This window comes from Streptomyces sp. NPDC048734 (assembly GCF_043198675.1).
Taxonomy (GTDB): domain Bacteria; phylum Actinomycetota; class Actinomycetes; order Streptomycetales; family Streptomycetaceae; genus Streptomyces.
Genome location: NZ_JBICUZ010000001.1, coordinates 466,746 through 481,525, shown reverse-complemented (window position 1 = coordinate 481,525; position 14,780 = coordinate 466,746). Strand labels below are relative to the sequence as shown.

Below are 14,780 nucleotides of genomic sequence, written 5' to 3'. Positions count from 1 at the left end.
CAAGGGCCATACACACGCACTTGGGGGATGGATGTCCGACGACGGCCACGAGCACAACGGTCACGAGAACGTGCCGAGCAGGCAGCGCAGGCGCTTCCCCGGGATCTCCTCGCGTGCGTACGAGCACCCGGCCGACCGCTCCGCCCTGGTGGCGCTGCGCAAGCTGAGCGGTTTCGACACGGTCTTCAAGGCGCTCAGCGGGCTGCTGCCCGAGCGGAGTCTGCGCCTGCTGTTCCTGTCCGACTCGGTCCGCGTCTCGGACCAGCAGTTCAGCCACCTGAACGACATGTTGCGGGACGCCTGCTACATCCTGGACCTGGAGAAGGTCCCGGCGATGTACGTCAACCAGGACCCGCAGCCCAACGCGATGTGCATCGGTCTGGACGAGCCGATCATCGTGGTGACCACCGGCCTCGTCGAGCTGCTCGACGAGGAGGAGATGCGGGCCGTCATCGGTCACGAGGTGGGCCACGCCCTGTCCGGGCACGCCGTGTACCGCACGATCCTGCTGTTCCTGACGACCCTCGCCCTCAAGGTCGCCTGGATCCCGCTGGGCAACCTCGCGATCATGGCGATCGTGACCGCGCTGCGTGAGTGGTTCCGCAAGTCGGAGCTGTCCGCGGACCGGGCCGGCCTGCTGGTGGGACAGGACCTGAAGGCCTCGATGCGCGGCCTGATGAAGATCGCGGGCGGCAACCACCTGCACCAGATGAACGTGGACGCGTTCCTCAAGCAGGCCGAGGAGTACGAGGCCGGCGGCGACCTGCGCGACTCCGTACTGAAGATCCTCAACGTACTGCCCCGCTCCCACCCCTTCACCACCGTGCGCGCGGCCGAGCTGAAGAAGTGGGCCGAGTCCCGCGACCACCAGCGGATCCTGGACGGTCACTACCCGCGTCGCACCGAGGACAAGGAGACCTCGGTCACCGACTCCTTCCGCGAGTCGGCGTCGCACTACGCCGATCACGTGAAGGGCTCGAAGGACCCGCTGATGAAGCTGGTCACCGACATCGCGGGCGGGGCGGGCAACCTGGGTGGCCGGGTGCGCCGCGGCTTCGACGGCTTCACCGGCACCGCGCCGCCGCAGGACCGTCCGACGGGCACGCCCCCGCGCGACGAAGCCTGACGGGACCCGGTCGCCCGGCGGGGCACACCGGCCCCGCCGCTCACACGCTCGGCTGTGCGCTCGCCGCCAGCGATCCGCAGAGCGCCGTCGCCCCGCCCGTCGCGTAGGGGTCGGTGCCGGCCGGGCCGCCCGTCCCGGCGGTCTGGCCGGCGAGCAGGGGCCGCAGGTGGTTCGTGGAGTCGTCGCCGCAGGACAGCGGGCCGGCCTGCACGTAGGAGACGATCAGCTGGGTCTGGCGCAGCCGCAGGTCGTCGCGGTCGAAGCGGAACTGGAGCTCGCGGCGGACGGTGAACAGCGAGACCGGGGCGCCGGCGTCGGCTCCGGCCGGGCGCAGGGCGTAGACGAAGGTGTGGTCGGCGGTGACCTCGAGGGTGGCGGCGTCGGCCTCGGCGGCCTGGAGGGTGCCCTGGACGCGGATCCCCCGGTCGGCTAGTTCGGCTCGGGCGGGATCGAAGCGCACGAGCCATCCGGTGGGCGCGTGCCGCCCGTCGGCGGCCGGGTGGGTGAAGCTCTCGTCGAACTGGTCGAGCTGATCGGGTGCGAGGAGCATGCGTACGGGCCTGACCTGCTGTCCGGTGAGCACCTCCGGGTAGAGCGAGGAGCGCACGATGTAGTCCTTGGCGGTGGTCAGGGCGGTGACGACCTGGCTGTCGGAGAAGTGCGCGGTGCGCCGGGAGGGCGGCAGCGGGATGCCCTCGGCGCCGACGCGGTACCGGGCGGCGGGGCTGTGCGCGAACAGGCGGGCGGGGTCGTCGGTGCCGGGCACGACGCCCTGCGGGGCGAGCGGGATGACGGTCATCCGCAGCGGCTCGACGGCGCGGCGGGCGGCCGGGTTCTGGTAGGGGTGCCGGACGCCCAGGTAGATCGCGGTGCCGAAGGCGAGGGCGATCAGCAGGACCAGGGCGAAAGCCTGCCGGGACAGGCCGGTCCGCCGCGCGGGCGGGCGGCGGCGTACGGCGGGGGCGTGGTCGGCGATGCGTTCCTCGGCGGAGTACTCCTGGAGGCGGGCAGCGCGGACGAACGATTCGTCGAAGACGACGGATCGGTACTCGTCCTCGCCGCCACCGGGAGTTCCCTCGGGTGCCCCTTCCGGTGGCTCTCCGGGCCCGCCCATACCTTCAGAGTAGGTCGCCGGGAGCCCGGGTAAACGCCCCGCTGCGCCACAAGTTCTGACAGGTTCTCACCCGGTCGGCGGCGACCTCTCAGGGCGTGCGCGGGACGGCCGCGACGGGTGGCCGCACCTGGTCGGCGGAGGCGGACGGGACCGGCCCGGCACCGGTTTCGAGCCCGGGCGACGCGGGCGACGCGGGCGACGGCGCACGGTCGCGGTTGTCGGAGGAGGAGGCTCCCCGGTAGACCGCGGCGAAGGCCAGCGCGACCATGCCCACGCCCATGACCACGGCGAGCATCCAGGCGACCGGCCGGTGCCAGCGGACCTGCTTGCCGTACGGTCCGAAACCGCCGTGCCGGCGGCCCCAGGTGTCCGGGGCGTCGGGGTCCTCCGGATCGTCGTGGTCCGGATCGTGGCCGAAGGCGCCGGGCCCGTACAGGTCGTCGTAGCGGTCGCCGCGGGCGCGGCGGGCTTCGGCCTCCGAGGCCTCGGCTCTCGCCTGCGCGGCGGCCAGGAGGCGTTCGACGGCGGTCGGCTCGTGCACCGGTGCCGCCCGCACGAAGGCCTCGTCGAAGACCACGGAGGCGAACTCTTCGTCCGACACCCCGCGGTCGTGGTCGTCGTCGGGCTTCCAGCCGTCCGGGAACGGCGTGCCCCCCACGTCCTCCGGCACGGATCCAGAGTAGACCTGGGGGGTCAATTTGGGCAGACGGTAAGGAAATTCATCCGCCTGCTGAGACGCCTCTCACGCCCCCCGGAGGGCGCCGCGCGCCCCCGTCAGCGCCGTACGTGGCCGTCGCCGGTGACGATGTACTTGGTGCTGGTCAGCTCCGGCAGGCCCATGGGGCCGCGGGCGTGCAGCTTCTGGGTGGAGATGCCGATCTCCGCGCCGAAGCCGAACTGGCCGCCGTCGGTGAAGCGGGTGGAGGCGTTCACGGCGACCGTGGTGGAGTCGACCAGCTGGGTGAAGCGGCGGGCGGCCTGCTGGGAGGTGGTCACGATGGCCTCGGTGTGGCCGGAGGTCCACAGCCGGATGTGCTCGACGGCCTTGTCGAGCGAGTCGACGACGGCGGCGGCGATGTCGTAGGAGAGGTATTCGGTCTCCCAGTCCTCCGGGGTGGCCTCGACGACGGTCGCCCGGGAGTTCTTGGCGTAGGCCAGGACTCGCTCGTCGGCGTGGACGGTGACCCCGGCGTCCGCGAGGGCGTCGAGGGCGCGGGGCAGGAACTCGGCGGCGATGTCCTGGTGGACCAGGAGGGTCTCGGCGGCGTTGCAGACGCTGACCCGGTGGGCCTTGGAGTTGATGAGGATGTCGACCGCCATGTCGAGGTCGGCCTGGGCGTCGACGTACACGTGGCAGTTTCCGGTGCCGGTCTCGATCACCGGAACGGTGGACTCCGATACGACCGTCCGGATCAGCGAGGCGCCGCCGCGCGGGATCAGCACGTCGACGAGGCCGCGGGCGCGCATCAGCTCGCGCACGCTCTCCCGGCCCTCTCCCGGCACGAGCTGGACGGCGTCGGCGGGCAGCCCGGCGCCGCCGACGGCGTCGCGGATCACCCGTACCAGGGCGCTGTTCGACTGGTAGGCGGAGCCGGAGCCGCGCAGCAGGACCGCGTTGCCGGACTTCAGGCACAGGGCGGCGGCGTCGACGGTGACGTTCGGCCGGGCCTCGTAGATGATGCCGACCACGCCGAGCGGGACGCGGACCTGGCGCAGGTCGATGCCGTTCGGGAGGGTGGAGCCGCGCACGACCTCGCCGACGGGGTCGGGCAGGGCGACGACGTCGCGCACGTCGGAGGCGATGGCCCGCACCCGCTCCGGGGTGAGGGTGAGCCGGTCGACGATCGCCTCGGCGGTGCCGGCCTCGCGGGCCTTGGCGATGTCCCTGGCGTTGGCCTCGACGATCTCGCTCGTACGGACCTCCAGCGCGTCCGCGATGGCGAGCAGCGCGTCGTCCTTGGCGGCCCGTGGCAGCGGCGCGAGGTCGGCGGCGGCCGCCTTGGCGCGGTAGGCGGCCTGGATCACCGGGGAGAGGGCGTCGTACGGCGAGAGCGTGGTCATAAGGAAAGGGTAGTGCGCGGCGTGGGCCCGCTCATGGCTCGTTCCACACCCCGAGACACCGGCCGAGGCACCGGCCGAGGCGCCTCCCGGGGTCCCGCCCGGGACCGGAGGGGGTCAGTAGGGGTGGACCCCGACGGGGGTCGCCGGGGCCGGTCCGTAGCCCTCGGCGATGCGCTGGTGGTAGGTCTGGCGGTCGATGACCTCCAGGCCGACGATCTCCCACGGCGGGAGTCCGGCCGTCTGACGGTGCTCGCCCCACAGGCGCAGGGCGACCGCGGCCGCGTCGTGCAGGTCGCGGGCCTCCTCCCAGTAGCGGATCTCCGCGTGGTCGACGGCGTAGCGGCTGGTCAGGAGGAAGGGGTGGTCGTGGGCGAGCTGCTCCAGGGCGCGCCGCACCTCCTCGAGGTCGGCCTCCTCGCCGGAGACGCTGAGGGTGACGTGCCACAGGCGGGGCAGGTCCGCGGGGCGGGTCTGCGCCGGACCGCCGTCCTCCTGCCGCCCCCGGTAGTTCTCCCCGGTCGCCACGCTCGTCAGGGCGCGTTCCTCGCCCGCCGGGCGCGAAGCCGCCGGACTCGCCCCGCCGGCACTCCCACGGGCCGCTGCCACCCCAGGGCGTACTCGTCTCACGACGGCCTCCTTTACGCAGCGCTCGTGCGGAACATGTCCCAGCAACAAAGTGGAGCAGGCCGCACGGCTCCATGGGGCGGTTTCACGGAACGTCCCCCACCGGTACGGACCGTTCGAGGGTCGCCGGGAGCGGCCGTTCGACCGCGGGCGCGGGGACGGGAGCCTCAGGGGTGCAGGATCACCAGGTCGTCCCGGTGGACGACCTCCCGCTCGTACTCGGCGCCGAGTTCGCGCGCCAGTTCGCGGGTGGAGCGGCCGAGCAGCTGGGGGATCTCCTTGGCGTCGAAGTTGACGAGGCCGCGGGCCACGGCGTGCCCGGAGCCGTCACGCAGCTCGACCGGGTCGCCCGCGCTGAAGTCGCCCTCGACGGCGGCGATCCCGGCCGGCAGCAGCGAGGTGCGGCGTTCGACGACCGCCTGTACGGCTCCGTCGTCCAGGGTCAGCGAGCCCTGCGGGGTGGACGCGTGCTGGAGCCACAGCAGCCGGTCGGCGGAGCGCTTGCCGGTGGCGTGGAAGTAGGTGCCGGTGTCACCGCCCGAGAGGGCGTCGGCCGCGTGGACGGCGTTGGTGAGGACGACGGGGGTGCCCGCGGCGGCCGCGATCCGGGCGGCCTCGACCTTGGTGACCATGCCGCCGGTCCCGACGCCCGCCCGGCCGGCGCTGCCGATCTCGACGCCGTCCAGGTCGGCGGGTTCGCGCACCTCGGCGATCCGTGAGGTGCCGGGTTTGCTGGGGTTGCCGTCGTACACGCCGTCGATGTCGGAGAGGAGCACGAGGAGGTCGGCGTGGACGAGGTGGGCGACGAGGGCGGCGAGCCGGTCGTTGTCGCCGAAGCGGATCTCGTCGGTGGCGACGGTGTCGTTCTCGTTGACGACCGGGAAGGCGCCCATCGCCAGCAGCTTGTCGAGGGTGCGGGAGGCGTTGCGGTGGTGGGCGCGGCGGCTCATGTCGTCGGAGGTGAGCAGGACCTGGCCGACGCGGACGCCGTAGCGGGCGAAGGAGGCGGTGTAGCGGGCCACGAGCAGGCCCTGGCCGACGCTGGCCGCGGCCTGCTGCCGGGCGAGGTCCTTCGGCCGGCGGCGCAGGCCCAGCGGTGCGAGTCCGGCGGCGATGGCGCCGGAGGAGACCAGGACGATCTCCCTCTCTCCCCCACTGCGGATCTTGGCGAGGACGTCGACGAGCGCGTCCACCCGGTCGGCGTCCAGGCCGCCGGCCGCGGTGGTCAGCGACGAGGAGCCCACCTTGACGACGATCCTGCGGGCCTCGCGCACGGCCTGCCTTGCCCCTGCCACCTTGTTCTTCGTCCCCTCGTGTAGGTCCACGGCTGCCCCGTCAGGCAATCTACGCGAACGGGGGCGGAGAGCGCGCCGGGGTTTCACGTGCCGGGACGGTCACGCTGTGCTCGCGGGCGTTCACCGTTTGCATAGGGCAAAGAGCTTGTACGGGTTCCACGGGAAATTTGAAGAGATCCGAAATTTCCCCGGAAGTTCGCGTGACCTAAAGTTCACTCTGTGAAGCGCATACTCCTGAGGTCGGGGAAGAGCCCCTTCGACGTACTTTCCGTCGAGGAAGCCCTCCATCGCGATGTGATCGCCACCAACTCCGGCAACCTGATCTTCAGCGATGCCGCCCACAAGATCCTCACCACCCCGGACACCGAGGTGGTCTCGAACAGCATGCGGACCGAGGTGGCCGCGGCGGGGCGGATCAACGAGGAGTACGACGCCTTCGTCGTGCCGCTCGCCAACGCCTTCCGGCCGACGTTCGAGCCGGCGCTCCAGCGGCTGACCCGGCTGATCGGCAAGCTGAGGATCCCGGTCGTGGTGCTGGGCGTCGGCGCGCAGGCCGGCCTCGACCAGGACCCCGCGCGGCTGAAGGCCATGGAGCCCACCGTGCGGGCGTTCTGCTCGGCGGTGCTGGAGCGCAGCGCGTCCATAGGCGTGCGGGGCGAGTTCACCGGGAAGTACCTGACCGACATGGGCTTCCGGGACGTGGAGGTCATCGGCTGCCCGTCGATGTTCCTGCACGGCGACCGGCTGACCGTGGAGAAGCGGGCCGGGTCGCTGACCCCGGAGTCGCGCATAGCCGTCAACGGCTCGCACACCGCGGTGCGCAGCGGGGGCCTGCACCGGATCATCACGCGGACCCACGCGCACTACCCGAACCTGCGGTACATAGGCCAGAACCTCACCGACGCCAAGCAGCTCCACTGGCGTGACGTGGACTCCCCGGCCGGCCGCATGACGCAGATGCCGACCCACCCCGACCACCCGATGTACCGGGAGGACAAGGTCCGGGTGTACGTCGACCCGGTCACCTGGATGGACGATCTCCGCGACTTCGACTACTCGTTCGGTTCGCGGATCCACGGCAACATCGCGGCGCTGCTGGCGGGCACGCCCGCGACGGTGCTGGCCTTCGACTCGCGCACGCTGGAGCTGTGCCGCTACTTCGAGATCCCGCACCGGCTCCTCAACGAGGTGCCCGCGGACCTCGACCCGGCCACCCTCTACGAGGAAGCCGACTTCGGGCCGCTGACCGGCAACCACCGGCAGCGTTTCGAGCGGTTCACGGGCTTCCTCGACAAGAACGGCCTGGAGAACACCTTCACGCACGGCGACGGAGGCGCGGCCTTCGACAAGAAGCTGCGGTCGCTGTCCTTCCCGGCCGGAGTGCGGCCCTGGAACGAGGCCGACCTCGCCTCGCTGACGAGCCGGTTCGGGTGGCTGCAGCAGCAGGTCAGCCAACTGGAGTCGCAGAACACCGAGTTGAAGCGGGAGCTGACGAAGAGCCGGGCGGTGGCACGGGGCGCGGCCAAGGCGGCTCTGGTCACTCCCTCGATCTACCGGCGTGCCCGGCGGGTGGTCGGAGGGCCGCTGCGGCGGGCGCTGAAGCCCTCGAAGTAGTCCTGGGGCCCCTCTCCGCCCCCGCACACCGCCGCCGGCCGCGTCAACCGCGTCACACCGCCGTTGGCCGCGTCACCCTCGTCAACCGCGTCACGCCGCCGCCGGCCAGGCCCTCAGCCGGCGCAGCGTGCGCCGCACCTTGCGGGTCGCCCTGCGCAGGAAGGACTCGGCCGGGCCCCGGCGCCAGCCCGGGAACCCCCTGGCCTCCCGGGGCTCGGCGAGGTAGACGCGGTCGGGGACGCCGGCCGCGCGGTCCCGGAAGTGCGGGTAGGCGAGGTAGAGCCGCGTGCCGCGCTTCTCCAGGACGGGGGCCGGCTCGCGCTTGTCCTTGATGAACTCGATGACCTCCGCGAGGAGGTCGGGGCGCCCCTCGGCGACCAGGTGCAGGCGCAGCCGCTCGTGGACCCGGAGTCGGTGGGAGACGCCCTCGTTCCAGTACGCGTCCATGAGCGGCCCGGCCAGTTCGAGTTTGGTGCGCCGGATCTCCTCGTCGTTCCTGAGGAAGACCGGCCCGAACTGCGGCAGGACGGTCACCAGGAACGGGCGGACCATGAGCACGTCCCGCTTGGGTCCGGGCGGCAGCATCCGGGCGATCAGCTCCATCAGGGCGCGCGCGGAGTCGAAGCGCAGGGTGTAACTGCCGCTCTTGGTCACGTGCTTGCCGTCACTGCGGCCCACCAGGTAGTAGCAGGTGTGGTCGGCGACCACGGAGACGCCGTCGGCCCGCAGGTAGGCCTCCATGGTGAACACCGCGTCCTCGCCGGTCCACAGGGACTCGTCGAAGCGGATGCCGTGCCGCTCCAGCAGTGCGCGCCGGAACAGTTTCTGTGCGCTGAGCGTGAACTTGATGTTGGACGAGAAGACGTCGGTCCGTTCCAGGGTCTTGCCCCACATGGACCGGGGTGCCTTGCGGTCGACGCCCTCGACGCGGCCGAGGACCACGTCCGTGCCGTTGCGGTCGGCCATGGCGACCATGCGCTCCAGGGCCTCGGGCCCGAGCCGGTCGTCGGCGTCGAGGAAGAAGACGTAACGGCCGGTGGCCTTGGCCAGGCCGACGTTGCGCGGGCCGCTGGGGCCGCCGGAGTTCGGCTGGCGGATCACGGTGACCGCCATGGGCGCGCGGGCGGCGAACTCCTCCAGGCAGTCGCCGCTGCCGTCCGTGGAGCCGTCGTCGACCGCGATCACCTCGACGCGCGCCGGGTCCAGGGACTGCGCCTCCACCGATGCCAGGCATTCGACCAGGTACGGCATCGCTTCGTACGCCCCGATGATCACACTGACATCGGGCTCCGCCACGGTCACTTCTCCCCCTCGTCACGCACTGTTTGCCCCCTGGTCAAAGATCGGGCAACCCGATAGACGGGGGATCACAGAAAGGGGTTGCTCGCGTTACCTGCGCCCTGGATGTGTGCCGCGTCACAGCCCGGGGAAACGGATCGGCCCCCGGAGATTCACTCTCCGGGGGCCGAGCCGATGTCACACAGGCGCCTTGGACCGGGCGCCTCGTACCGCGGGCCTCACACACACGCGCGGGGGCCTCACACGCGGGGGCCTCAGACCGCGGTCACGCCGCCCTCCGCCAGTTCCGCCTCTCCGGCCGCCGCGACGACGCGGGACTCATGGCCGACGTTGCGGGCCTCGGCCTTCAGCGTGAGGTCGGCGATCGCGGTGTCGAACCGCTCGATGGAGGTCGGCTCGTCGGGGCCGAGCAGGTACTCCTTCAGTTCCTTGCGGTCCGCGGCCAGCGCGTCGGCGGCCGGGTCGCGGACGGCGTCCAGAAGCTGCTGCACCCCGGCGGCGTCGTTGGTGAGGATCACGGCCGCGCGCACCGCGGTGTTCTGCCGCCGGAACTCCTCCGCACCCAGCTCGGCCGAGTCGGTGACGGCGTAGGGCTTGCCGCTGGCGATGAAGTCGGAGACGACGCTGGAGATGTCCGAGACCATCGCCTCGGAGGCGTTGAAGCAGTCGTACAGGCGCGGCTCGCCGCCCGTGACGACGCGGTGCTCGTACGACGGGAAGGAGCGCCAGTAGGCGTCGTTCCAGTCGGCGCGCAGCCGGGCGGCCTCCTGGTGCTTGCGCATGTCGACGAGGCCGTCGCGGCTCGTCACCGCCTCGTCGGCCTTCTCGTCGAAGGTGAGGGAGAGCTCGTCGAGGCGGGCCTTGAGGCGGGTCAGCTCGGCCCTGGCCTTCGCCTGGGCGGCCGGGTCCGCGGTGAACCGGGGGTCGGCGGCGCGCTCGGCTGCGGCCTTCTCGACCAGGGCGGTGATCCGGCGGTGCGCGGCGCGGGCCTTGGCGCTGCGGGTGCCGGTGAAGGGGTGCGGCTTGTACAGGACCCGGACCGGGGGTTCGGCCGCGACCAGCTTCTTCACGATGTTCTCGCCGGCCAGCAGGATCGAGGTGTTGCCCGGGTCGTCGTCCCAGCCCTCCCAGGTGGGCGCGTACAGCACGGTCGGGATCCGGTCCGCCGGCGCGCCCTGCCAGGGCTCGATGGGCGCGAGCTGCGGGCGGCCGACCTCGACGATGTCCTCGTCGCGGATGCCGACGTCGGCGATGGCGTAGCGGTCGCGGCCCGCGCGGCCGGCGGTCCACACCTCGTCGTACACCTTGCTGAAGGGATTGACGCTGGCGAGCTTGTCGCTGTCGCCGTGGCCGATGAAGACGTGCTTCATGGTGGGCACGCGCAGCAGGTGGATGTTCTTGCCGACGTTCGCCGCGTACAACGCGACCCGCACCATGGAGAGGTCCATGTTCATCAGGTGCACCCCCCCGGGCACGCAGACGACCGGGACCGTGGTGGGTGCCATCTTCTCCAGGATGACGCGCTCACGCAGGATGATCAGCGGGCGGGACTCGATCTGCTCCATCGTCTCCAGCCACATGTTGAGCTGGTAGGCGGAGTCGGCGGAGCCGGAGAAGTACAGCACCGTCTGCGGGCGGTACTCGCGCAGCCAGGCGCTGACGGCCTTGAGGACCTTGTCGGCCTTCGGCGGGATCCGCTTGGCGCGCAGGTACGGCATCAGCGCGAGGACGTACAGGGTGCCGAGGACCAGGGTGACGCCGGCTCCGGCGAAGCCGGCCGTCTCGCTGTCGGTGACGGCGTACGCGAGCAGGCCCCCGACCGCCGCGAGGTCGAGGTGGAGCATCTTCACGTCGGCCCGGCGCAGCAGGAGGCGCGGCGGGGCGTCGGGGACGGTGAGGCGGGAGACCAGGTCGACGTTGCGGGTCACGACCGGCATCTGGCGGCGGTTGCCGATCAGGGTGACGAGGGCGCCGTGCGGGGCCTGGAGGCCGAAGAAGACCGTGAAGCAGGCGATCGCCGCGTAGAAGACCTGCTCCTGCGACAGGCCGAGCCTGGCCAAGAGCAGGATCAGGAGCAGCTCCCTCACCAGGAACCGGGTCGACAGGCCGGCTCTGACCTTGCCGAGGAGGCTGACGAGGTAGCTGCCCTTGCGGTGGAGGTAGAGGTCCGCAAGGTAGGTCACGGCTGCCGCGGCGGCGAAGGCGGGGACGTTCGGGACGAGCGCGGCCAGCATGAGGCAGGGGAAGCCCAGCGTCATGAGGGCCACCGCGGCCAGCTCGGCCACGCTGCCCACCCGGGCGACGCGAATGGCGGTCGTTATCACGGAGAAACCTGCTCTGGGAGGGGGCCGGTCAGTGAATCCGAAAAGTCCGGAAAATGCGTTGTGAAGGTTTCCGGAGCTTTACGGATTCAGGCCTCTGTGAATATCCCGTAAACAGGGAGCCACAGAGGCCTGAATTTCAAGGCTGATGGCGGTTGATTATGCCACGCCGTCCTGTCGGTCGAGCACGCCGGCCAGGGCCTGCTCGAAGCCGGAGGCGCGGGAGGCGTCGGCGGTGGGGTCCTGCTGGCGGACGTCGATCACGTGTCCGGTCAGCTCGGAGAGGAGCACGTCGAGGGAGGTGCGGGCCACGGTCTCCGAGGAGAGCAGGCTGCCCGCCGGCTCCTGGCCGAAGGCCTTGGTGCGCATGGGGGTCGCCGTACGCTCCGGGTTGACGCAGTTGACGCGGACGCCGTCGGCCGCCCACTCGTCGGACAGGGCCTGGGTGAGGTTCACCATGGCGGCCTTGGTCGAGGAGTACAGGCTGTACTCGGCGCGGCCGCGGGTGTAGCTGCTGGAGGTGTAGAGCAGCAGCTGGCCCTTGGTCTCGGAGAGGTACTTGTAGGCGGAACGGGCGATCTGGACCGGGGCCAGGTAGTTGACCTTCAGCGCTTCCTCGATGGTCGCGTTGTCGGTCTCGGCGAGCTTGCCGATGCGCAGCACGCCCGCGGTGTTGACGACGTAGTCGATGCGCCCGGTCTCGGCGTAGGCCTTGGACAGCGCGTCGTCGACCTCCTCCGGGTTCTCCACGTGGGTGTTGGTGGTGGAGCGGCCGAGGGCGTAGACGCGGGCGCCGTAGGACCGGGCGAGTTCGGCGATGTCCTTGCCGATGCCGTACGAGCCGCCGAAGACCACGAGGGTCTTCCCGGTGAGCAGGTCGCGGTAGGCCTCCTCGCCCATCTGCTCGGGCGCGGCGGTGGAGCCGAGCTGGAACAGCTTGTCGGCGATGAAGACGTCGACGGGCTGCGTCACCTTCATGTTGTACTCGTCGCCCGCCACGACGTGGATCGGCACGTCCGGCAGGTAGCGCAGCACGACGGTGCAGTCGTCGGTGGCCTGGAAGTTGGGGTCGCCCGCCGCGACCTCGTAGGCCCGCCGGATGGTGGAGAGCTTGAAGGCCTGCGGGGTCTGGCCGCGGCGCAGCCGGGAGCGGTCGGGGATCTCGGTGATGAACTCCCCGTCCTCGCCGTGGGTGCGGGTGACGATGATGGTGTCGGCGGACGGGATGGCCACGTCGACGGCCTGGTAGCGCTCCAGCGCGGCGACGCAGTCGTCGATGACGCGCTGCGAGAGCAGGGGGCGCACGGCGTCGTGGAAGAGGACGTTGAGGTCCTCACCCTCGGCCAGGCCCTCACCGAGGGCGGAGATGGCCCGCTCCGTGGTCTCGTTGCGGGTGGAGCCGCCCTCGATGACGCGGGAGACCTTGGTGAACCCGGCCTTGGCGACGATCTTCTCGACGTCCGGCACATAGCCCGGCGCCATCAGCACGATGACGTCGTCGACGGAGTCGGCGTGCTCGAAGGTGGTCAGGGTGTGCTCGATGACGGCCTTGCCGGCGATCTTCAGCAACTGCTTCGGGATCGACAGACCCACCCGCTGGCCGGTGCCACCGGCCAGGATCACTGCGGTGGTACGGGGCTTGGCTATGCGCTGGGACACGGGTGACCTACCTTGGGGCGACAGGGAACGGGGAAATGCTCCCACTTGCGGTAACCGCGATGCAAGGTGAGCGCCGTTCAGTGCATATGTGCGCGCCACCCGTCATTCACCTTGTGGTGCGGATGAAGCCGGGGCGGATGAACCATACGGTGCGGGTGATTGGCCCGACACGGGTGAGCCTTCCTGACACCCTCTCGTTAAATCCTGTGAGTAACCGCACAGACGGTAACGGATTGCCGAGAGTGACGGGATTGCGGCTCACCGGCGTCGCAGCCGTTTCAGGCAGCGGTGACCGAGCACTTTCACGAGTTCCTTCGAGGGCGTCTGGTGCACCGGCCGCGCGTGACGCCGGTCCGATGCCGCGGCCGCCGCCGCGAGCGCCCCGTACAGCGCCTGCGCCGCCGCCTCCGCCGCGATGACGGGCCCGCCCGGCACCGTCGCCTCCGGGGCCCGTTCCGTCACGGCCCCCACCGGCCCCGGCACGGTGGACAGCAGGCCCGGATCCCCCAGCACGCGCACGCCCGTCGCCCCGATCCGGGCAACGGCCGCGGCTCCGACGGCGGCGGCGCGCTCGGTCGCCCAGGCCGGCGTGGAGATCTTCACGTCCCGGGCCGTGGGGCTGCACGTGTTCTTCAAATGCATGACCGCGCCGTTGCGGATCAGCTTCGAATAGAGCTCGTCGGGAAGGCCGTTGCCGCGGAATTCCTTATTGAGATTCCGCAGCATCTCGGTCTCGGCGAGGGTGAGGGAACGGTTCGCGGTGTCGGGTACGGCCCGCAGCAGCCGTTCGGGCAGTCCGAGCAGCCCCTCGAAGGTGCGCATCAGCCCGTCCCGGTCCCGGTCGTCGACCACGACGACGGTGACCCGGTCGGCCCCCACCGCCGCCGCCCACCGCTCCACCAGCCGGTCGTGCCGGTGCCGCCGCCAGAAACTGGGGGTGGGTTTGTCGTAGGGGGCCTTGCGGAGCATGTGCTCCAGCCAGTCCTCGTAACCCATGCGCAGCCCGTTCTGCACGTACTGCTGCCACTGCGAGGGCATGATCCGCGCCAGCGGGCGCAGGGTGACCAGGACGTGCACCCGGTCCTCGCCGAGCTGCTCGACGATCCGCCGGACCGTCGCGTCGTCGGGGGCGTCGGCGAAGAACTCGCTGCTGATCACGGACGTGCGCGGGCCGGTGGCGTGCACCTGTCGGAGCAGCCGCGTCCAGTGCCGTTCGGTGGGCGCGGTGTCCCCCATCATGCCGGGACGGGCGCAGGCGGCCAGCACCGCCTGCATGGGGTGCCTGCTGGTCGCCGGGAACTCCACGCCGTACGCCGGCAGCGCGTCCCGGGCCGCGAACAGGGCGCCCTGGATCGAGGTGGTGCCGGTCTTGTGCGGCCCGATGTGCAGCAGCCGGGTGCCGGGCGGCACGGGGGTCGTGCCGGCCGCGTTCCGGGAGTCGGCCTGGGGCGCGCCCGGCGGGTCGCTCAGGGGGTTCTCGTCACTCGTACAGTGCGTCTCCATGGTCAGAGGACGGTAAGAGGCCTTCCTGAGGCGACGCTGAGAGGAGCCTGGGACCGCGATGAGTCCCGGGCGCCGTGACGGCGTGGAAAGCCGCCCGGCACCGTGACGGCGGAGGAAGCCGCCCGGCACCGTGACGGCGGAGGGAACCGACCGGGCACCGTGAC

General features: G+C 71.3%; 11 protein-coding genes. 2 read left to right on the top strand and 9 right to left on the bottom strand.

Going from position 1 to position 14,780, the window contains the following annotated elements:
- Positions 1 to 31: 31 nt before the first annotated feature.
- The gene (locus tag ACGFQC_RS02070; protein WP_363088221.1) at positions 32 to 1,126 is read left to right on the top strand and encodes a M48 family metallopeptidase; all 1,095 of its coding nucleotides are present in this window, start codon (positions 32 to 34) and stop codon (positions 1,124 to 1,126) included.
- A gap of 40 nt (positions 1,127 to 1,166) precedes the next feature.
- Here the strand turns inward: ACGFQC_RS02070 and ACGFQC_RS02065 are convergent, their stop codons facing one another.
- The 5 genes from ACGFQC_RS02065 to proB all read right to left on the bottom strand — a co-directional run bounded on the left by ACGFQC_RS02065 (position 1,167) and on the right by proB (position 6,199).
- Positions 1,167 to 2,240 carry a hypothetical protein gene (locus ACGFQC_RS02065; protein WP_363088222.1) on the bottom strand — a complete coding sequence of 358 codons (1,074 nt, stop codon included), beginning with the start codon at positions 2,238 to 2,240 and terminating at the stop codon, positions 1,167 to 1,169.
- Between the two features lie 88 nt (positions 2,241 to 2,328).
- On the bottom strand, positions 2,329 to 2,937 hold the full coding sequence (locus ACGFQC_RS02060) for a hypothetical protein (protein WP_363088223.1): 609 nt from the start codon (positions 2,935 to 2,937) through the stop codon (positions 2,329 to 2,331).
- 77 nt (positions 2,938 to 3,014) lie between these two features.
- A complete protein-coding gene (locus tag ACGFQC_RS02055) occupies positions 3,015 to 4,301 on the bottom strand; it encodes a glutamate-5-semialdehyde dehydrogenase (protein WP_363088224.1) in 1,287 nt (428 codons plus the stop codon).
- Positions 4,302 to 4,415: 114 nt separating this feature from the next.
- Positions 4,416 to 4,928: a hypothetical protein gene (locus ACGFQC_RS02050; protein WP_363088225.1), complete on the bottom strand. Its 513-nt coding sequence runs from the start codon at positions 4,926 to 4,928 to the stop codon at positions 4,416 to 4,418.
- Between the two features lie 164 nt (positions 4,929 to 5,092).
- A complete protein-coding gene (gene proB / locus ACGFQC_RS02045) occupies positions 5,093 to 6,199 on the bottom strand; it encodes a glutamate 5-kinase (protein WP_363088355.1) in 1,107 nt (368 codons plus the stop codon).
- Between the two features lie 240 nt (positions 6,200 to 6,439).
- Here proB and ACGFQC_RS02040 point away from each other — a divergent pair, with 240 nt between their 5' ends.
- Positions 6,440 to 7,834, top strand: coding sequence for a polysaccharide pyruvyl transferase family protein (locus tag ACGFQC_RS02040; protein WP_363088226.1), 1,395 nt, complete (start codon positions 6,440 to 6,442; stop codon positions 7,832 to 7,834).
- Between the two features lie 90 nt (positions 7,835 to 7,924).
- Here the strand turns inward: ACGFQC_RS02040 and ACGFQC_RS02035 are convergent, their stop codons facing one another.
- The 4 genes from ACGFQC_RS02035 to ACGFQC_RS02020 all read right to left on the bottom strand — a co-directional run bounded on the left by ACGFQC_RS02035 (position 7,925) and on the right by ACGFQC_RS02020 (position 14,616).
- Positions 7,925 to 9,136, bottom strand: a complete 1,212-nt coding sequence (locus ACGFQC_RS02035) for a glycosyltransferase (protein WP_363088227.1) — start codon at positions 9,134 to 9,136, stop codon at positions 7,925 to 7,927.
- Between the two features lie 251 nt (positions 9,137 to 9,387).
- On the bottom strand, positions 9,388 to 11,457 hold the full coding sequence (locus tag ACGFQC_RS02030; RefSeq protein WP_363088228.1) for a hypothetical protein: 2,070 nt from the start codon (positions 11,455 to 11,457) through the stop codon (positions 9,388 to 9,390).
- 156 nt (positions 11,458 to 11,613) lie between these two features.
- Entirely contained in the window at positions 11,614 to 13,113 is a 1,500-nt protein-coding gene (locus tag ACGFQC_RS02025) for a bifunctional cytidylyltransferase/SDR family oxidoreductase (RefSeq protein WP_363088229.1), read from the bottom strand.
- A gap of 258 nt (positions 13,114 to 13,371) precedes the next feature.
- Positions 13,372 to 14,616 (bottom strand): hypothetical protein, encoded by a 1,245-nt coding sequence (locus ACGFQC_RS02020; RefSeq protein ID WP_363088230.1) that lies wholly within the window; start codon positions 14,614 to 14,616, stop codon positions 13,372 to 13,374.
- Between the last annotated feature and the right edge of the window lie 164 nt (positions 14,617 to 14,780).